The organism is Pseudoalteromonas sp. MMG005 (genome assembly GCF_018101015.1).
Lineage (GTDB): Bacteria > Pseudomonadota > Gammaproteobacteria > Enterobacterales > Alteromonadaceae > Pseudoalteromonas > Pseudoalteromonas aurantia.
In genome coordinates this window covers 23658-43294 of record NZ_JAGJEK010000035.1, presented here as the reverse complement: position 1 = coordinate 43294, position 19637 = coordinate 23658, and the positions used below count along the sequence as shown (strand labels likewise).

General features: G+C 37.8%; 16 protein-coding genes. 4 read left to right on the top strand and 12 right to left on the bottom strand.

What is annotated here, in order from left to right; genetic code table 11:
• Positions 1–28: 28 nt before the first annotated feature.
• The 10 genes from J8M01_RS22515 to J8M01_RS22470 form a co-directional block, all read right to left on the bottom strand.
• Complete coding sequence (locus J8M01_RS22515; RefSeq protein ID WP_211059405.1) at positions 29–1573, bottom strand: NAD(P)-binding domain-containing protein; 1545 nt, start codon at positions 1571–1573, stop codon at positions 29–31.
• A gap of 165 nt (positions 1574–1738) precedes the next feature.
• Positions 1739–2758, bottom strand: a complete 1020-nt coding sequence (locus tag J8M01_RS22510) for a tetratricopeptide repeat protein (protein WP_210994724.1) — start codon at positions 2756–2758, stop codon at positions 1739–1741.
• A 503-nt stretch (positions 2759–3261) separates the two neighbouring features.
• On the bottom strand, positions 3262–3861 hold the full coding sequence (locus tag J8M01_RS22505) for a hypothetical protein (RefSeq protein ID WP_211059404.1): 600 nt from the start codon (positions 3859–3861) through the stop codon (positions 3262–3264).
• Positions 3862–3936: 75 nt separating this feature from the next.
• Positions 3937–6537, bottom strand: a complete 2601-nt coding sequence (locus J8M01_RS22500) for a GEVED domain-containing protein (RefSeq protein ID WP_211059403.1) — start codon at positions 6535–6537, stop codon at positions 3937–3939.
• 561 nt (positions 6538–7098) lie between these two features.
• Positions 7099–9231, bottom strand: coding sequence for a winged helix-turn-helix domain-containing protein (locus J8M01_RS22495; protein ID WP_211059402.1), 2133 nt, complete (start codon positions 9229–9231; stop codon positions 7099–7101).
• Positions 9232–9660: 429 nt separating this feature from the next.
• Entirely contained in the window at positions 9661–12516 is a 2856-nt protein-coding gene (locus tag J8M01_RS22490; protein ID WP_211059401.1) for a TonB-dependent receptor, read from the bottom strand.
• A gap of 598 nt (positions 12517–13114) precedes the next feature.
• The gene (locus J8M01_RS22485) at positions 13115–13297 is read right to left on the bottom strand and encodes a hypothetical protein (RefSeq protein WP_210994730.1); all 183 of its coding nucleotides are present in this window, start codon (positions 13295–13297) and stop codon (positions 13115–13117) included.
• A gap of 29 nt (positions 13298–13326) precedes the next feature.
• On the bottom strand, positions 13327–13485 hold the full coding sequence (locus J8M01_RS22480) for a hypothetical protein (RefSeq protein WP_210994731.1): 159 nt from the start codon (positions 13483–13485) through the stop codon (positions 13327–13329).
• A gap of 760 nt (positions 13486–14245) precedes the next feature.
• Positions 14246–15412, bottom strand: a complete 1167-nt coding sequence (locus tag J8M01_RS22475; RefSeq protein ID WP_210994732.1) for a hypothetical protein — start codon at positions 15410–15412, stop codon at positions 14246–14248.
• Positions 15413–15430: 18 nt separating this feature from the next.
• Positions 15431–15709 carry a hypothetical protein gene (locus J8M01_RS22470; RefSeq protein ID WP_211059400.1) on the bottom strand — a complete coding sequence of 93 codons (279 nt, stop codon included), beginning with the start codon at positions 15707–15709 and terminating at the stop codon, positions 15431–15433.
• A 218-nt stretch (positions 15710–15927) separates the two neighbouring features.
• Here J8M01_RS22470 and ppiC point away from each other — a divergent pair, with 218 nt between their 5' ends.
• On the top strand, positions 15928–16206 hold the full coding sequence (gene ppiC / locus J8M01_RS22465) for a peptidylprolyl isomerase PpiC (RefSeq protein ID WP_210994734.1): 279 nt from the start codon (positions 15928–15930) through the stop codon (positions 16204–16206).
• 85 nt (positions 16207–16291) lie between these two features.
• On the opposite strand, the gene J8M01_RS22460 is transcribed toward ppiC, so the two are convergent.
• The gene (locus J8M01_RS22460) at positions 16292–16636 is read right to left on the bottom strand and encodes a hypothetical protein (protein ID WP_247671240.1); all 345 of its coding nucleotides are present in this window, start codon (positions 16634–16636) and stop codon (positions 16292–16294) included.
• Between the two features lie 118 nt (positions 16637–16754).
• On the opposite strand from J8M01_RS22460, the gene ttcA reads away from it, so the two are divergent.
• Positions 16755–17636 carry a tRNA 2-thiocytidine(32) synthetase TtcA gene (gene ttcA / locus J8M01_RS22455; RefSeq protein WP_192508560.1) on the top strand — a complete coding sequence of 294 codons (882 nt, stop codon included), beginning with the start codon at positions 16755–16757 and terminating at the stop codon, positions 17634–17636.
• Between the two features lie 42 nt (positions 17637–17678).
• Here ttcA and J8M01_RS22450 read toward each other — a convergent pair whose 3' ends face one another.
• Entirely contained in the window at positions 17679–18221 is a 543-nt protein-coding gene (locus tag J8M01_RS22450; RefSeq protein WP_210994735.1) for a chorismate mutase, read from the bottom strand.
• A 193-nt stretch (positions 18222–18414) separates the two neighbouring features.
• On the opposite strand from J8M01_RS22450, the gene J8M01_RS22445 reads away from it, so the two are divergent.
• Positions 18415–18651, top strand: a complete 237-nt coding sequence (locus J8M01_RS22445; RefSeq protein WP_211059399.1) for a hypothetical protein — start codon at positions 18415–18417, stop codon at positions 18649–18651.
• Positions 18652–19128: 477 nt separating this feature from the next.
• Positions 19129–19623 carry a tyrosine-protein phosphatase gene (locus tag J8M01_RS22440; protein ID WP_210994737.1) on the top strand — a complete coding sequence of 165 codons (495 nt, stop codon included), beginning with the start codon at positions 19129–19131 and terminating at the stop codon, positions 19621–19623.
• The last annotated feature ends 14 nt before the right edge of the window (positions 19624–19637 follow it).

The window sequence follows — 19637 nt, the reverse complement described above, 5'->3', positions numbered from 1 at the left end:
CTATTTTTAGCATGTCACAACGAGTGAATTAAGGAGAGTGATTTTTGGTTGCTCTTTTTGTTGAAAGCTCGACTTGCCATTTATGACGTATTATTTTTCTAAAAATAGTGCAGAGTAAAAATAATCCTCCTCTTGCCCGTCTTCGGGCACAAATTTGTGCAATTGCGCCATCTCGAGTTTTTTTATCTTTTATCGCAAAGTGGGCGCTACTTATTGGTGACAAGCAGGTTGTTACGAAGGCATAGGGGCTTTGAATAAATAATTTACGATAATCAGGGTTATCTCCTGATAAGTGCGCTATTTGCTTACAGTAAGTGTATGGTTCGACGAGTGTGTCAGAATTTGCTTGGCGGTTGATATAGCGTGACCAAAACTGATTATCGAGATTAATTTGGTTTTGCATCCTAGGTAGACTTGGTAAATATTTCTTTCCGCTGAGTATTTTAAAAGCCCATCGACATTGTAATTCACTGATAAGTGGTAATGTGCCTACACAGGGGCGTACAGAACCAATAAAAATAAGAGACGGGTCTTGGCAATCAAACACCGATTTATAACATTGGTTTCGCGCCTTATAGGCATATTTTTTAGGGAGGAAAGATAATTGATAGGTGTACCCAGTACATAATATTATTCGATCAAAGTAACGGGTTTCACCAGAATAGAATTTGACAGATTGCCCAATGGAGCTATGTATCGCATCTTTACAATTGATGTTTGCATCGTACTTAGGTATGGCTGTTGTTTTTTTTAACAGTGATGTATATCGGCATTTATTGATCCATAACTTGAGTGTTGAAGTCGCGGTATTTAGCCACCTCGATAAGGTGTCTGTAGAGTATTGAGACGCTTTTTTTGGCGCACATGCGTGGATTTCTTGATGCAAGGAAATGTCAGGTTGTGTTAGATTTATGGTTGAGAAACACGTGTATTGCTTTGGTATAGAACACGTTAATGTATGCGTTGATGTCGCTAAAAACTTTAAAGTATCAATAGCCAGCCCTTCATTTCCGTATAATAAAACCCGTTCTTTTGAATACATATTGTGGTTTTTATACTCTTTGATATGACCTAAATGCTCAACCTTACCTTCAAAGTCTCGAAGTTCTCTTGGTCGTGACGGCGTTATCGCATTGGCTCCACCGGATACAACTAAGTTTTTTGCTTTGATGGTGGCAGATTGGGTGGTGACTAACCAGTTATTTTCATTCGTGGTATGAATCACTGTTTCATTGAACTTGATATGAGGTAACAAATTAAAGTGTCTTGCGTAATCATTAAGGTATTTAATGATTTGGCTTTTGTTAAGGAGATCACTGGTCTCTGGACTAAGATAAAAGTCACAAGCTTCAGTCAAGTAAGCGGGTGAGGGTATAGCGGCTGATGTTGCAACTGAGACAACATTAGGGTCTTGGCTATAATTCCATATACCACCTAAGTGGGCTCTTTGCTCAAATACAATGACAGATAGTCCGTTTTCTAACGCATATTTACATGCCATTAAACCAGACCACCCTGCACCTACGATACACACATCGTATAGTGTTGGGTCAGCTTGCTGTTTTTTGTCCATAAAAAGTAATCACTATCAGCGACCAGTTGAATATGCATTGTAAATAAAAATAAATCATTTACAAATATTTAACTTAAAATATTTTCATATGTAATTGCCTAATTTGGTATACGTAAAGCGCATGAACAATAGTGAGTTGCACCAGTGCTATTCAAGCTTTTGATTTTAATGCACTTTATTTTGTTTTGACCAACTGCAGTCTTGTACATGCTTAAACCAAGGCCGATTAAACATAATTTGTGTTGTGGTTGGATCTTCCATGTGTTTAAAGTCAAGCGCTGGAGCTAAATACTTATTAATTAACATTTTTAGCTTTGGACCTTTAATATGTGAATAAGCAATTTTGAGCTGGCGTTGTTCTTTAGCGGTTATGGGCTCGCCTTGTAATTGTAAAAACCGAGTATGTAACCAAAGCAATAGTGCTTGCTTTGCAACACTTGAAAAGCCATTGGTTAAGTTTTTTGTGGGGCTATATAATCGTTGAAAATTAACCAACTCTTGCTGTATTAAGAAAGTAAATAATAAATTCAAGCCAGCGGATATTTGACCAGAGCGTTTATCTAGGTTCTGATACCCAACTAAGGCAAGTCTAAAATGTTGTTCAGCTAAAGCGATGTTACCTTCTTCTAGCGCAATCATACCTTGATTATTTTCTATTATGGCTAATACATTATCGCGTTGAGTGAGCTTTGCTATTTTTTTTGCTTCATTATAGAGTGCTTTCGCGGTGTCTAGGTCACCTATATGGCGAGCGACAAGCGCTAAACTATTTGTTAATGTTAATTTTTGTCGATCATTTTTGGCATGCTTGTAGGAGCATTCTAAGCTTGTTTGTGCCTCAATAAGATGGTTGTTTTTACGCAACCAGATACCTAAAGCACTGGTGATTGTAGTGAGGTTTTCAATAAAGTAAGGGTGTTGATAGTGATAAAAAATAGCTTCTAAAGAATCAATAAGCATGTCGGGGTTATCTGTTGGTACTGATGCGCGCATGGTAATAATATGCCATTGTATTTGCTGTTTTACTGACAGCGCGTTGATATTGGGTATTGCCTGAAGAATTGTGAGTGAGTGAGCGGGATTTACCGTTAAGTAATCTTTCGCTTCTTTTAGCTTGTCATTGGTGCTTTGTGCGGTTACGTCTTTTAAAAATAACAACAAAATGACAAAGCAGAACATCTTCATTGGCAAGTTCCGTTAGCATATAGGCCGAACTAAAACTATAGAGTGTTGTGGGTGAATATTCAAAGAAGCGTTGGCGCGAAGGCGAGTATTGAAGTTGTCACTAGGTAGTTACCTTGTGGCGAATCAGGGAATGCGGCAAATGGCATTCCACAGATATAATTTATTTTATGTTACATGTTGTGCACTCTGATAGGCATTAGGGTGTCTAGAACCCCCACAGTGTTTGATCTTTACTCCTCTTAATTGTTGCAGTATTTGAGGCTTTTAAGTTACTGATGTTTTTTTTAAATAGTCGCTTTGCGTTCAAGTCTTAAGTAACGGCTAGCGAAGTTTTTTTCTATAGTTTTGATTTGTATATTAACCATAGTTGCATAGCATCTGTTGACTTAATTAAACGAGATGAAAGGACTTATTGTTTTAATTTCATTTGGGTTTATTTACTACAAGCCAAAGCAAACTTAATCAAGTCTGCTTTCTTCAGTGTAAGAAAACTCTTTCCCTTTTTAATTTGCAGTTCTAGCATGCATTACATTTCTGTCTTTTTTGCTATCGTCGTGCTGTTTTGTCGGGAAAATATGGCTTCGGTTGTAGTGGCTAATGTTTTCCTGGTATTGCTTTAATTGTTCTTCGCTCATTAAACCTTGCAACTGATTTTGATAGTTGCTTGTTAATTGATAAAATGTATTTCTATACTGCTCAGGGGAAGTTTGATATTTATTACTTTCTAAATCCCTGCGTTGTTGAACATGGGCTTTTACTATACTTTGATAGGCTTTTATTTGCTGTTGTGATAGGCCTATATTCTCATAGGGTTCAGGTTGAGCGCGAGCAATGCTGAGGCTTTCATTTGTGCCACTCACTTGTCGCTTTTGATCTTGATATGAATGCCGAACTTGTTGATGATTATGTTGATGAGCGACTACTTTTTCACTAGATGTTTGATTGTCATTTATTGTCTTTTTATATTCTTTATTGGTGCTGGTAACTAAAGGAGGGTGATCGATTAATTTAGTGGTGCCATGCTTTGGATAAAAGCTGAAAGTTATTATACCGATAGCCACAATAATGACGGCGGTGGTGAATACTGCTTGACGAGTCATCATTTATTTCCTGAGTAAGTATAGTGTAAAGAGCTACGACTAGAGCCCTATTAACTGGACTTTAGTCGTAGAGCGCAATTATTGAATGGTGACCGTATAGTCTTCAATTTCGCCTTCAAACCCACCAGTGGCTGTGGGTGTACGGTATGACATGGCGATACGCATACGTGTTGTTAAACCCATTGCATCCGTTAGGTTCTCTAATGTACCAGAGACGTCATTAGACTTATTAGGGCTTTGATAAGTCACTTCATCATCACTGAACTGTCCATCACTATTTAAATCAACCCAAACAATCCAACGCTCATTTTTATTTCCTGATGCGCTTAAACTGATCTCGTCATTTTGCGAAATAGTTATAGCCGGTTTGTGAGAATAATCACCATAGCCACCATCATCACCACTTAAGTGGGTGGTCATATTAATCTTTACACTATCAATATGCTCCCAGTGAGTATTGTTTTTTTCTGGTTCTGCATAGGTAACAGTGTCACAGTCGGGTGTACAGCCAGCAGAATTATCAATAATTGTGACTGTGTAATCTTCAATTTCCCCTTCAAACCCACCGATAGCAGTTGGTGTACGATAGGACATAGCAATACGCATACGCGTGGTAATGCCTACAGCAGCGCTAAGATTGGATAGAGTACCACTCACGTCGTTGGATTTAACGTCACTTTGATAAACAAGTTCATCGTTACTAAATTCGAAGTCATTATTTAAATCAACCCATACTAGCCAATTCTCTTTACTTTTACCTGATGCACTCATACTAATGCTGTCGCCCTGAGCGATTTCAAAGGGGGCCAATGCCGAATAATCACCATAACCTGCATCGTTACCACTAGAATGTGCAACATTAGCAAGGCTAATATTATCTATATGCTCCCAATTAGTGTTGTTTTGTGCGGGCACAGCGTAATCTTTTGGTAAATCATCTCCAAGATCAAATATTTTAACATTGTTTGCATAACCCCCATCGCTACGAATTTCAACGTCTGTGCCAGCATTTCCTAGAGTGGTAACGGCTAAACAATTATCACTTTGGTCAACTAAAACAATTTTATCACCCGATTTAAAATCTGTTGCGTTATAAGGAGCAGCATCCGGTGTAAGCCACGCATAAGGGGCGCGTAATGCGAAGTCAGGGTATCTTTTTCCTTCTTCATTTAACCAGTAAAACCCAACAGTTTTATCGATTGACGTGTTTTTAATGTTAAGCGTTACTTCACTGGGTCCTCTGGTATAAGCTTTTTCATCGGCACAAAAAATAGGTTGGTCCATATTCGGGAAAGACACATTAATGTCTGCCGTCATAATTGGCCCCGAAGCACTAATATTGGTAATGGCTAAACCACTTTCAGAAAAGTCATAAAATCGCGTGCTAGGGTAGGTTGAAGTTGAAATACCGGCAATGCGGTTTGAATATAAATCACCTTGATTCGCACCTTTACCTTTTTGCAATTCCCATAAGTTGTCGGCTTGAACTAATGCAATGACGGAATGAGCAAATTTATCACAAGTTCCTTTTGTTGCTGCATCTATTGGATTATCAGGGAAAGAGCAACCTTTTTTAGTTGCCGTAGACCACGAGCCTTCATCTATATGCCAAACTGCTAAACCTGATGTTTCTATGCCAGCATCGAAACTATCGGCATCTTGATAGCGATTTTCAATAAGATAATATTCTTCAGGATTTTTGGGATTGGTAAGTTTATAAATGGTCGGATTATTGGTGGAAGCTGCATGAATTTGAGCGTTTTTAATGCTGTCGCCAGCAGATAGCTCAATCGGTTCAACCCAATTCATTAGCACTTTAGTAAAGGCTGTCGCGTGCGCTGGGCGAGAGTAGTTGTCAGCGACATAATTTGGATTTCTTTTACCGTCAGGGGTGCGATAAGGAATCGAACTTAAATGGTTACCTATACCCATTAGTCCCCAACGGCTTATCCCTTTGTGATTGCCCGAACCATATAAATCAGGGAACCAACTACCGCCGAGTCGGTTTCCAAAACCACTATGAACCAACTCATGAGTGAGTAAGCCAATGGGGGTTAGACCATCGGTGTTGTCGCTTCTCAATTCTGGAATTAAAGTCAAGCGTTCAACTGTCATGAAGCGAGTTGTATCTGAGGTACAGCGATCTTTTGTGGGCTCATTTTTAAGTGCCATATTGATGGGCCAAATGTCAGTTGGCAGTCCTTCATCGGTACCTGGATCGTTCTCAGCATATCCTTGATATACAACAGCAACAGAGTCGACAATACAATCATTGTTAGCATCGAATTTTGAGAAGTCAATTAACGCATCAGATGCTGCGATAGAATCTTTACCTAACTGAACGTAGTTAGTATCCCAGTCATTGTTATCGACATCATTTGTTCCATAAAAATCATGTTTTTGAGGTAGTTGAACCCAATCAAAAGCAGTCCCGATAACATCGAAATTACCGTAACTGACTTCGTTAAAATAAGCGCTTACATCATGCTCACTGTTAAAAAGTTTATTTTCTATTTGAGAAGGTGTTGTTGTTGTTTTTGTGTCGCTAAAATTGGCTAATATAAGTGGTACTTTCATTTTTCCCGCTTCAAGCAATGTTTCAGCTTGCACTGGGAAAGAAAAAGCCATTATAGCGGAAATGATGGATATGGCAGGTATACCATTGTTAAATTTCTTCATTTTTATATTTATTACCTTTCATGTTATTTTAAAGTTTCATTTATCTATCGGTTGTTTCAATTCAAAGGCCTGTTTTCGACCATTCACAATATATAGTGAGTAGGTTTTATTTGTAAATGTGTCGGCCGTCACAGAAAATACATGGTTTTTCTATCGTGATATTTCTTAATGTTTATTTTTGTGGTGATGTGAAGTGAGGCGTTCTTATCTTGTTGCTTTATATGGTTAAGTTTTTATTTTTTTTAAGTGTCATAACTCACGTGATAGTTTGTGACTTTTTTATTCGGAAGAGATAAAAAGATAATTAATTATAAGTTATTTTATATTTTAATGGGTGGGTTTGTTTTTGTTAGTGTGGTTGGTGGTTTTGTGGGGTCTTGATATAATAATGTTTTTGTGTGAATTAAAAGTTAAGTGTGATTGTTTTTTAAAATCGGAGAGTGTGGTGCTGGGATTGTTGTATTATATATTAACTTAGTAACTACATTAACCCAGCGCTACATTATATCAATGCCGCATTATATCAATGCCAAATTGTAAAATATTATTGTTGGGTTTGAGTTATTCAATCAATAATAATTTACTGTCGTGATTTGTTGACTCTATTAAATATATAAAACGTTCATCTTCGCTAATTACAAGGGAAGGGTAATTTCCTTTGCTATCAATGATATACTCACTTTTTTTGCTGGAAAAGTCATAGTAGTAAATGCTATTTTTGGTAACTGCGATTCTATCCATATAGTAAACTCCCTGTGCAGTCACAACAAAGTCATTGCCAGAGTAGCGGTGATAGACAAAAGTTCGCTTAACTATTAGGGTGTTTTCTCCTGTTGTGGGATTAAAGTGATAAATATCAAAGCTTGGTTCTTTGCTGTAATAGAAACTACCATCACTGTTTTGATGAATGGAATTCACTGAGCCTAACTCTGGAATATTATTAACAGGATAACCGCTCACACCAATTTCAATTGCATTAGAGTTATCAAAGCTGGCCAAAAAAATTGATTGGCCATCATAACTAAACCTTCCAGCATAAATATTTTCATTGTCTGGGCAGAGCGGTGTGTCTTTACCTGAGTCGATATCTATTATTCGACAACTTTTATTTATGGAAAGTAAAGCTGTATTGGTATTCTTTGACCAATGTAGGTTTAATGGTTCACGATACTCTATGGTTTCGTGAAATTCATTTAATTTAAACACTTTACCGTGTTGATATTTCCAGATCTCAATTTGTTGATTAGGTTTTACCGAGGCAAAAATGAGACCTCCATTGGCGATACCTTCAACCGCCGCAATTGATAAGCCGTTGTTGACGACCACTTCCGAAGCACCATCACCACCGACTCTTGGGTTATTAGTTTTAATTATCTGAGCTGTCAATGGGGATAGTCCCCAATCTTCTTGCATTATAAATTGCTCTTTACCAGGGATTTTTAAAGGCCAATATCCCATATGCTGCTGTGCTGATATTTTTGTTATAACTTTATTTTTTATATCATAACTGGATAAAAAGCCTTGCTGGTCAACAAAATATACCTTTAGGCTATCATCACTAAAGCTAATGTTTAATCGCTGTTCTGTATTTGTGACTTGCGTTTTCATTAAGGTTTTTGTACTGAGATGATATAAATATAATTGATAGCCATGTAGATTATCTGCACGCATTATCGCTAACCAGTTTCTATCAGGGGAAACAACAACTGCAAAATCACCAACGGTATTGATTGGTGGAGAGGTAACTTGCTCCGAGCGGTTGGTTGCTAAGTCGTATAAATAGATTTTTAACGGTGCTAAAGCGGTTTTTTTTGCGGTATAAAAAAATTGACTGTTATTGAGCCAACTGATAGCAGGTGTTGAATTAACTGCACTAAGCGGAATGGTTAATTTTTCGTTATGCGCAGTTAAACTATCAGCGTTAAAGTTTGCAATATAGATGCCTTCGGCACCTTTTGCATAACGGATAAACGCGATGTATTTTTTGTTAGGAGAAATACTGACAAAATTATCATGGTTTACCATAGAACTAAATACTTTAGTCGGCTGCAAAGGGGTTTGGACTTTACTTGCATAGAGCTCCCAAGTAAAAGGTCTACGTGTCCGATTGGCATAAATGATTATATCACCATCTAGGCTGATCGCAGGGTTTTGTTCTTGACCCGCGTGGCTAGTAAGTGCAGTAGCGTGGTTATAGAACTTAGTCTCTTGAGAAAGGAATATAATAATACAAGTTACAATTAAAAATGATGGTAAAATCAATGAACGTAATTTTGTTTTATTTAATTTATTTTTATTATGTGCACTTTCATCACTTAATTTTGATGCGTTTAAACCTGTACTAGATGATATTGGTTGAATTGTTTCTTGCGTAACGTCAGCGAGTAATCGATAACCATTTTTAGTGCCTGTGACTGTATGAAAAAACTTTGTTTGATCATCGAGTTGAGCAAGTGATTGTCGCAAGCTATAGATATGGTTATTAATCGTATGATTTGATGTCGTGGGGTTTTGCCATAGGTCATTACGTAAACAGTCTCGACTAATGACAATATCTTTATTTTTTGCAAAGTAGCAGATCACTTTCATAGCCATCGACTTGATTGCAATGGTTTTTCCACAATAACTCAGCTCATCAGTTTTAGGGTGGACAGTAATGTTTTCGAGTTTAAAAGGTTTTTCGATATCAATCATAATTATTACTTGTTAGCTAATACAAATTAATTCTTGGGATTTTAGATAAATAGCTTATTCTTAGTTTAGAGGTAACATGTTTTATCAATAGGATACGTTAATTGATCTTGTTGAGCAAATTTGAATTTTTTGCGTTTGTTATGTTAAAAACTAGGGTTGATCTATATGTTAATGATTAATTGTCTGTAAATTTTAGGATTATAAGCAATTGAAATGAGCTTGGGTTTTTATGTTTTTAGTGGGTTTGTTGTGTTTTTTGGTTGTTAAATAAGCCACTCAAGAGAGTGGCTTAAGGGGGTATAATTGGCAAATTAAATGATCCTTATTTACTTTACCAACACTATGAAATTAAATTTATTTAAAAGCATATAGTCTGTTAATGATTCGAATAAAACACTACTTAATCTCACCGTTTCTTTTTAAATTATATTAAAATTCGTATGAAATCCCACCATAAAAGAACCGTCCCATGGAATCATACTGACCTAGGCCTGAGGCTGTTGTAGGGTGATCATAATATGTTTTATCAAAGACGTTCCTTATGCCGAAATAAAGATTCGTGTTATCTGTTGCTTTATAAGCGATTCTTACGTCATGCTTGAGAGCATCTTCTGTAAAGGGCTTTTCATATAAATCATAAGTGCCGTCAATATCAACTTGAACGCCTTCCGCATAGTTTGTTATCCAATTGATACTGATATCTTCATATCGATAAGTCATCGTTAAGCGGCCCCTCAAATTTGAGTTAAAGGTTCCAATACCTCTAAACTCTTCTTCGTCATTATCAATGGAGTCTCTACTTGTTGAATGAATTAGCTTAGTGACATATATAGAGAAATCGATTTCGCCATAGCTTTCTAAGTTACGTAAATAAGAGATTTCGAAATCAACGGCACGTCTGCCCCTTAATGCTTGGTTGACTACAGCATTTAATACAGAATCGATTTGTCCTGTGCTATTACGATTAACCAGTGCGCAATAAATATCAGAATTAATATCGTCAGCTGTTGCACATTTATCGAGAGAGTTTTGTATGCCTGTTGATTGCATTGCATTGGTTAAATCAATATCAAAATAATCTACAGTGAGTGATAAATTATCTATAAAGTTGGGTGTATATACTACCCCTATCGTTAAGGTGTCAGCTTTCTCTGGTTGTAAAGCAATATTACCACCACTAATTGAATTTACACCACCATCAGTCGCTGTTGGAGAATCCCAACTTTCGGGGTCAGTAATACCAAATGCTTTACAATTACTGATTGTTTTCGCTCGGTCACTGTTAGCAGCATTGGCTATTTGTAGTTTATCGCATGGATCTTCTATATTTGCCCTCCAACCAAGGCTAGCTGCACGAAATTGCTCTACTAGCTGTGGTGCACGTACTGTATGTGCTAGGGTAGAGCGCATAGCTAGGCCATCAATAATGGTCCATGTTGCGCCAAGCTTCCATGTATTATGTTTTCCTGAGTAGGTATAATCAGAGACTCGACCAGCTGCACTTAATACTAACTCCTCAACTAAGAATGTATCACCAAGTACTGGCGCTTCTAATTCAAAATAAAGCTCTTTAATTGTTCTACCTGCATCCCAAGGTAATCGACTTGACCCTGTTATTTTTGAATTTTGCCAAGCTTCATCTGTATTTAACTCTAAAGATTCACGCCGAACTTCAGCCCCCGCGGCAAAAGCTAAGGCACCATAGGGTAATTCCAACAAATCACCTGATGTAGTAAAGGCAAATGTATGTTGCTCTGACTTTATTTGACTTCCATAAGGCGCAACTCTAACGTAATCAATTGCTTCTTGTGACATGGGGAGTAAAGGGTTAAAAGCAGGGCAGTTGTTACCATTGCATATCTCACCGCTAGCACTTAAGGTTTGATAGCCATTTCGAGGTAGACGGCGTTTGTCTGTTCTATTGAAAAATAAGCTATCATTGTGTGTCACACCACTAGAAGCGTAAGCATCCCAAACCCAACCATTTTCAAACTCCCCCTCTAGCGTTGCTGAGAAAGCAAATAAATCACGCTCAACAGCCGCTTTGCGTGGACCTAACTCGTATAAACCTACAGACGTTTGAAAGTAGCCATCATCTTGAGCCAGTAAGTTTTGTACATGGCTTGGTAAAACGAGGTTGCTTTGTGCAAAATCATTAATATTTATAAAACGTTGACCATAGTTGAACTCGGGTGAAGAAAGTAAATTTGATTCGACCTTGGTGTAACGAAAATCAGTGGTAAGACTGGTATTGTCGTCTAATTCATAGTTGAAAAGTAAGTAGGCTGTATGGCGTTCAAAAGGGTTGCGCGTCATAGCAAATGTGTCTAGCTCATATCCTTGTGCACTGTCACTGTTTTGTATGTAAAAAGGCCCCACTTTATCGTTACTATTGTACATGTATAGGGCTTCATCGCCTGAAATATCATAATAGTTTGTTCTGTCGTTATCTGCGTCCCAAACTCCCATTAGCTGACCAACGACATTATAATCAGGCCAACCAAGGTTTGTACCTACAATTTTATTTGAGTGGCCATCGCCAGTGCCTGTACTTAGTGGGTTATTGATCCAACGAGTTGTGCCAGAACCTGGACGATTGCTATCTTTTGCTCTCTCCTGATTATAATAATCTAAAGAGAATACAACATTACCTCGCTGATCATCAAAATTATGGCCCGTGGTGATCGTGAAAGTACTTTCTTCACCATCACCAACCGCTGAGCCACCATATTGTCCAGATATTTTAGTGCCTTCATAATTCTTTTTCATCACATAGTTAACTACACCAGCGACTGCATCTGCACCATATGTAGATGCCGCGCCTCCAGTTAGTATGTCAATCCGATCAATTAATTCGGTTGGAATATAACTGGTATCAGTGACCATCTCTCCCGTGTCGTAGGTAGACTGTACTACACGACGTCCATTGATTAACGTTAGTGTTCTTTCGGTCCCTAAATTACGTAAGTTTGCAGCATTTAGACCGGCATTTGAGAATCCATCCTGGTTACTAGAGGCGGTACCTACACCAAAAACGAACTGCGGCAACTCGGTTAATAATTCATTTATGTTTAAATAACCTGAGGCTTTGACTGCTTCAGCATCAACACTGATCACAGGCGATGGTGTGTGTGTATTGATACGAGCAATACGTGAGCCTGTAACCTGAATGCGGTCAATTGTATCATTTGCTTCTGATTGGCCCTTAACTTCTTCTGCGTAAGTTGGAATTGCAGTTAATGCACTTATCAAAGCAAGCGTTATTGGGGAGTTCTTAAACCTCATAACTCTAGTATCTCCATCTTATTTTTTAATAATTATTTTACTCAAATATTGAGTTTTTAGATCCTGCCTCTGAGGTGGCAGAACGCAATATATATTGAGAACGCTTTCACTGTAAATATACCCAAAATCAGGTCGAAGGTTCATTGCTATGTTCAAATTTATGAAGTTATTATAAGTTTTTATTTATATAAGATTTTGTTTTTGAAGCTTACTTTGATTTTTATCTTTGTGGGTTGATCTTCTAATCGCCTTGCGGAGATGATGTTTTATAATGCTTATGTAACGCTATATATGAGCTAAAAGGATAATAAATTATATTTTTTGTCTACATATTAACTGATATGTCACCATGCAAACCCTAGTTCTATTAAAGCCAATCGAAAGTGGCTCTCCACTCGCTTAATATTACCTGCCTCTAGCGCAATCATTCTTTGGTTATTTTCAATTATTGCTAAAATATTATCTCGGTGCGTAAGTTTCGTTAGCTTCTTTGCTTTAATACAGTGTGTTTTTGCGACATCTAAATCATTGATGTGCCTGTTTACGACCGATAAACTATTGCTTAATTTAAACTTTGCCTGTCATTTTTAGTGTGGCTTTAGGAACATTCTAAGCTTGTTTGTGCCTCAATAAGCGGGTTATTTTGACGCAACCAGATACCTAAAGCACGGGTGATCGTGTTGATGTGTTCAATCAAGTAAGGATGTTGATAGTGATAAAAAATAGCTTCTAAAGAGTCAATAAGCATGTCGGGGTTATCTGGTGGTACTGATGCGCGCATGGTAATTATATACCATTGTATTTGCTGCTTTACTGACAGCGCGTTGATATTAGGTATTGCCTGAAGAATTTTGAGTGAGCGGGATTTACCGTTAAGTAATCTTTCGCTTCTTTTAGCTTGTCATGGGTGCTTTGTGCGGTTACGCCTTTTAAAAATAACAACAAAATGACAAAGCAGAACATCTTCATTGCAAGTTCCGTTAGCATTTAGGCCGAACTAAAGTTATAGAGTGTTGTGGGTGAATATTCAAAGAGACGTTGGAGCGAAGGCCGAGTATTGAAGTTGTCACTAGGTAGTTACCTTGTGGCGAATCAGGGAATGCTGTAAATGGCATTCCCACAGATATAATTTATTTTATGTACATACAGTTACATGTTGTGAAGGCTGGCAGGCATTAGGGTGTCTAGAAGCCCCACAGAGTTGGATATTAGAAAAACATACATATATCTCAGAACCTCTGCCACCTGCAATCATCGGCGTGGCATTTTTCCGATAACAGTATTATTAGACAGATTTTTTATTTTGTTCTTTTTTAATTTTAAATTCATCGTAATTTCCTTTTTCGGTTAAAGTTGATTTACTCTTACTCAAAGCTGGCATTTATAGAATAGAGAATATCTCTAGAGTTATCGCCGTCTATGTCAACGCGAATATATATCCGACTATTTACTTCAACACCAATATTAAAGTCAACGTCCATTCCATTTACAGCCTTTACTTCACTTATTTACTCTTCGGTTGCATTGTAAATGTAGATTGTATAATTACTTGATGCGCTCAGCTTATCTGAGTGAGTGAACTGAACACGTAGCGTGTTTGATTCGGTATTGATGTAATAGTAGTCGCGATAGTCGCTTCTGAAACTCCGAGAGCCACGTTTTGTTGTGTTATTGAGAAGTAAGTTAGCATCAGACAAAGCGTTATTAGGCTCTAGTTCATAATTATAATTTAAAATCCGAGTTCCAGGTTATATCTATCGTTAATCGTGGTGTCGTTTTTCATGTTCATTTTTATGTATACCGGCTTGTTTTTTTCTACCCCAATAATATGTTGATCATTTTCTCCATTATATGATGGAAAAGAGTGGATAAGCTCTTCATTGTGGTTATATATATAAATATCGTAATCACTTGTTGCACTATATTGCTTTTCATGGATAACTTTGAAATCTAAAGCTGTTTTTGAAGGAATGAGCTTAAACACATCATTATAATCTTGCGCCGTTGTTTTTTGACCTGATACAACGCCTGCTCGGATCTCTTGTGCTGAATTTATATCATTATTCGGTTCTACTTCAGGTTGTTTACTGTTTCCACCGCCATCAATTGGCCCATCACCAGGTGGTGTTTCATCTCCAGGGATTGTTTGAATGCCATCTTCAAGCCCAGTTTCACTTTCTTGGCGATTAACTGTGAAAGACACTTTGAAATAATATGATTGATTTGGCGCACCTTCAAAGGTATAAAATGGATCCTCAACAGTTATTTTCTGACTGTATGTAGAAGTGGAGTTGGCATTAATCCCCGCGGTCTCTGATTGAAATATATTGTAGTAGCTTGCATTTTCGACAGCCTTCCAAGTTATATTTATTAAATTTGCATTATTAGGATCGAGCGCAAGCTTCAATGATGTTGGAATCCGGTTAATACTGGCAATATTTCGCTTTAAAAAGCCTATTTGAACAGGTGCCACACCCTCAAATTTATATTTTGATGAAATTTGGCTGCTTGAAGACTTTTTGACATTTGCTTCAGCACTAAACAGGTCGGTCTCAAACCCTGCTCCTAGTGTAATTTCTTTAGCATATTCATCATAAAACGAAATACCATATTTTATTTTTGCGCTGTATACCCCGTAGGAAAATTCATTTGCTGCGACGGTATCACTGCCACCAGATAAAATTGCATGTACAGGGTTTTTAAGTTTGGTTAATGTAATATCTGACAGGGATATTGTGTAGTTGATGGTTTTAACTTTGGCGTTATTACTTCCTGCACCAAGGGTAAATGAGAACCCAGGGATCACTTTTAATGATGTATCGGCATCTTTGTAGGAAGCATCTTTTTCGTCTAGTTCAAAACGGTAGCTGATCTCTTCAAAAGAATTCAGAGTCATTTGTTGATCTGCAATATCCTAGCTACCATGTAACGCACCATCTTGTAGAAAAGATCCTACTTCATATGCACTTAATCCTACTCTTAAGTTAAATTCCGGAGTGTTATTGGCAACTTGGAGTAATTTAGTGTCAAAATCAGCACGTGCATCCGAGAAGCTAATCGTACTTCTTGGATCAATAGTTGGTTTACTCGCGGTGCTACCTTCGTCACTGTCTCCACATCCAGATATTAAAAAGAGTGGTGTGAGAAATATTGCGCTATAGCTGTAAGTTTTTGCGTGAATGATCGATACCATTATTACTCCTTATTAAATCAATCATGGCATTTAAGTTACCTTCAAAAATAAATGAACCTTATTGTATGTGTTGAACTTAACATTAATCTATTTTTAATCTTGATTTCACGCCATTTACTTTTTGCTATCAATTTTAACGGGGTTTATAATTTTATCTTGAAATGAGTCGTTTTCAATATGGTATACTTCGCGCGTTTTTTATATCGATAGGTGCAATTATGGCAAATACGGCGCATGCATTACATATTCTAGTGAAGCACAAAGAGCTTGCTGAAGACATTATTAAACAACTTAAAAAGGGTGCAAAGTTTCAAGTTCTCGCGAAGAAGCACTCAACATGCCCATCGGGCAAAAAAGGTGGAGATTTAGGTGAATTTAAGCGTGGTCAAATGGTGCCACAGTTCGATAAAGTTGCATTTGGCGCTGAGATCTTAGAACCCCACCTAGTTAAAACACGTTTTGGTTGGCATGTGATCAAGGTACTCTATCGTACATGATTTGTGTTTGTTAGAAGGTAGTGCTTGCTGACCTTCTAACAAATTTCTCTTTAAGTGGCTAACACTGGTTGGCCATTATTACGGCTTACATATCACAGCTTAAAATTTTCATGGCTTTGCTCGCCGCTAACACACATCCTCGTGCTTCATCACTGGCTTCTTTACATTGCTTTGTCATATCTGCGGTACTGGGTGCTTTATCCCCTAATACTTTTTTTGCATGTGCTACGACTTTGGCACATTCACCGACCGGAACCGGTGCTGCGTCAGAGCAAGCTGAAAGTGTAAAAAGCGTACTCAGTACAAGAGCTATTCGTAATATCATCATGGTTCCTTGTTTAATTATGAGTTTTATCACCTTAAGGAAAGTAGGTTTTATGAGACTTAGCAAATAATTACTGCTGTTTGCATTCATTAAAAGTGGTTTCATGGTGAATTAGAATCTATTTATGAGTATTCCAACCGTAGGTAAAAACCCGTATAATTCGCGCCCTGTAATTTTATTTGATAACGCGGCGTCGGTGAACTGGCGATGTGGGAAGCCTGCAATGACTCAAAAAGAAACACCTGAAATCACTAAACTACATAAACGCCTCAGAAAGAATGTTGGTAATGCGGTTGTAGATTACAACATGATAGAAGAAAATGACGTAGTCATGGCGTGTATTAGTGGCGGTAAAGATTCATTTGCTATGCTGGATATACTTTTGAGTCTGCAAAAAGTTGCGCCGATCAAATTTGATGTTGTAGCGGTTAATCTTGATCAAAAGCAGCCTGGCTTTCCCGAGCACATTTTACCAGAATACTTTGAAAGTCTTGATATTCCTTATTACATTGTTGATAAAGACACCTATTCGGTTGTAAAGCAAAAGGTGCCTGAAGGCAAAACGACATGTGGACTTTGCTCTCGTTTAAGACGAGGTACTTTATATTCGTTTGCGGAAAAAATTGGTGCAACTAAAATCGCGCTGGGTCACCATCTAGATGATATTGTTGAAACCATGTTTCTAAATATGTTTCACGGTGCTCGACTAAAAGCAATGCCGCCAAAATTGCGTTCAGATGATGGCCGAAATGTGGTGATCAGACCATTGACCTATTGTCGCGAAGATGATTTGATTAAATACGCAGAGTATAAACAATTCCCAATTATTCCTTGTAATCTGTGTGGTTCACAAGAAAACTTACAGCGACAGAATATTAAAGCCATGTTGGTTGATTGGGATACTAAAACCCCCGGGCGCGTCGAGAGTATTTTTAAATCAATACAAAATGTAAGTCCAAGCCAACTGGCGGATAGAGACTTATTTGATTTTATTAACTTACCAATCGATCGAGCAGCGCAAAAAGCGGAATATGAATTTGCTGAAGCAACCGTCTCGTCTTCAAATATAGATGAGTCTTTATTTATAGATATCACAAATATTTAATGCGTGCTGATAGCACGTTCGTTAACGAGCCACCGCAATATTTCAGTGGCTTTTTATTGGCTGCAAGCGAATATTTATCAATGCGTTAAATAGCTTTTTCTTGTCTGAATTGCTTAAATAATCCACGGTTAAAGCGTTTATAAATCCAGTCTCTTGATCTGCAGTGAAGGGTTGTCCATGCTTTAGGCAGTATGCAATTTGTGTATTGATCTTACTCCCTAATTCAATCAATTGGGGACGAATAATTGTGTTTAGATCTCTCGGCTTATGACTTGTTTTGTTACTGAGTAGATCGGCTCGATATCGGTATTGAACTGCTTTTGCTGCAGAGATTTGTGCAATAAAAAATGCTTTGACACTCTCTTTATCTAACCCAATTTTGGCCGCTGAGTTACTACTTGCGGTAATGACAATGTTCTCGCGCGCGATATCTTCTATGGCTAAATGGTTATTGGCTTTATATAGCGCGATATCTTGCATATAACTGAGTCGTTTATTGATCGTATTGAAAGTTTCAGTCGTGCAAGATATTGACCATGCGGGAAGGGACATTACGACCATAAGCAATACAATGAACTTGAGCATAGTTACCTTATTTGATTTAAGTATATTTGCAGGGCATGCCAAAAACGCATCAGCAATAAATGGGTAATTAAAGCACACTTTATTGTATTGTATCAACGCGATAATGTTGTTCTCACGTGTGAAATATACGTTAGTAGCAGCAGAAGGTTTTATGTGGTGCGAACCTGAATAACTGTTTTTATAGAGGGAGTGTATGTCTGTTAGACACGATGACTGTACTGTTTGGTTTGGTGGCAGCAATTTGGATAGAAAAGGTGTTTACATTACAGGTCGCTTTTATCCAGATTATGACTACAGTAAACAGTTTTACAGCGCGTTAGGAGTCACTGGGAGCCCAACAGAAAAGCGAACACCTCGAATGAGTAATTATCCACTGGCGGTACTTTTTGCCTATTTGGTGGCTATATCGCAAGTGTTGGGATCATGGTAGCAATTTTATCTGGAGGGTTTATTGTGCTACATGGTATTGGAGCAGGGTATTGGAACAAAGGTTGCGGGTTACTTCTCAATGGATGCAGACCCTTGTACTAAATCACCAACCTTAATCTGTAAGATTAACTTAGGGTTGGGTGCGTTATGTTACTTAGCCTACTGATAGCACCAATTTTAATGTTACTTTCTTCCTATGATGATGTTACCTCAGTCGTGTTTCGTACTTTTTCATTCATTTTTGTCACCGTTACCTGTGTGGTTAAGTGTATTTTCTGTATTTTAGGGGTGGGAAGAGAAAGTGTTTTTGCACAAGCGGAAGTACCTTCAGAACAGATAAGAATAGCATTGCAGCGAAAGTGTTATATACGGTAAGCTTCTCTTATATGAAAGCAAAATATGAATAGGGCAGCTGAATTAAGTGTTCCACATCATATCGTAATAAAAATGGTTCAGTTAATTAAAAGAGACATTGAGCATGAGACTTCACCCATATGATACGTTGTCACTAGATAATGGTGGACAAATTATTTTTACTCCCTGCCCAGGCACGAAAGACGCAACGCTGCAAGAGTCGGTCGAAATATTGAAATCAGCGGGCGCAAATGCGTTGATATCGGTAATGTATGATAAAGAATTAACGCGTTATGGCGCGCAGACATTATCTCAAGTGTGCATGACACAAGGCATTGAATGGTATCAACTCCCCATCAGCGATGAGGCACCACCAACGGATGCTTTTTCAACTGCATGGGCAGATTATGTACCAAAGATTATTTCACTACTTAATGATCAGGGTGTTGTCGTCGTGCATTGTAAAGGAGGATCAGGCCGCACAGGCTTAGTAGTAGCACTGTTAATGCATGCGCTAGGGTATGACAAGTTATCTGCAAAAAATGCTGTCCAACGCCTACGACCTAAAGCGTTGTGCCATCCAGAGCAGTTGCGTTTTTTCAATGACTTTATGATTTAAAAACTGCAATGATA

Bases quoted from the DNA above. Each gene is read 5' to 3' on its own strand.
- J8M01_RS22470 (WP_211059400.1), bottom strand. From the start codon at position 15,709: ATGGTATCGATCATTCACGCAAAAACTTACAGCTATAGCGCAATATTT.
- J8M01_RS22500 (WP_211059403.1), bottom strand. From the start codon at position 6,537: ATGAAGAAATTTAACAATGGTATACCTGCCATATCCATCATTTCCGCT.
- J8M01_RS22485 (WP_210994730.1), bottom strand. From the start codon at position 13,297: ATGCGCGCATCAGTACCACCAGATAACCCCGACATGCTTATTGACTCT.
- J8M01_RS22510 (WP_210994724.1), bottom strand. From the start codon at position 2,758: ATGAAGATGTTCTGCTTTGTCATTTTGTTGTTATTTTTAAAAGACGTA.
- J8M01_RS22440 (WP_210994737.1), top strand. From the start codon at position 19,129: ATGAGACTTCACCCATATGATACGTTGTCACTAGATAATGGTGGACAA.
- J8M01_RS22460 (WP_247671240.1), bottom strand. From the start codon at position 16,636: ATGAAACCACTTTTAATGAATGCAAACAGCAGTAATTATTTGCTAAGT.
- J8M01_RS22490 (WP_211059401.1), bottom strand. From the start codon at position 12,516: ATGAGGTTTAAGAACTCCCCAATAACGCTTGCTTTGATAAGTGCATTA.
- J8M01_RS22495 (WP_211059402.1), bottom strand. From the start codon at position 9,231: ATGATTGATATCGAAAAACCTTTTAAACTCGAAAACATTACTGTCCAC.
- ttcA (WP_192508560.1), top strand. From the start codon at position 16,755: ATGACTCAAAAAGAAACACCTGAAATCACTAAACTACATAAACGCCTC.
- J8M01_RS22515 (WP_211059405.1), bottom strand. From the start codon at position 1,573: ATGGACAAAAAACAGCAAGCTGACCCAACACTATACGATGTGTGTATC.
- J8M01_RS22445 (WP_211059399.1), top strand. From the start codon at position 18,415: ATGTCTGTTAGACACGATGACTGTACTGTTTGGTTTGGTGGCAGCAAT.
- J8M01_RS22450 (WP_210994735.1), bottom strand. From the start codon at position 18,221: ATGCTCAAGTTCATTGTATTGCTTATGGTCGTAATGTCCCTTCCCGCA.
- J8M01_RS22480 (WP_210994731.1), bottom strand. From the start codon at position 13,485: ATGAAGATGTTCTGCTTTGTCATTTTGTTGTTATTTTTAAAAGGCGTA.
- J8M01_RS22505 (WP_211059404.1), bottom strand. From the start codon at position 3,861: ATGATGACTCGTCAAGCAGTATTCACCACCGCCGTCATTATTGTGGCT.
- J8M01_RS22475 (WP_210994732.1), bottom strand. From the start codon at position 15,412: ATGACTCTGAATTCTTTTGAAGAGATCAGCTACCGTTTTGAACTAGAC.
- ppiC (WP_210994734.1), top strand. From the start codon at position 15,928: ATGGCAAATACGGCGCATGCATTACATATTCTAGTGAAGCACAAAGAG.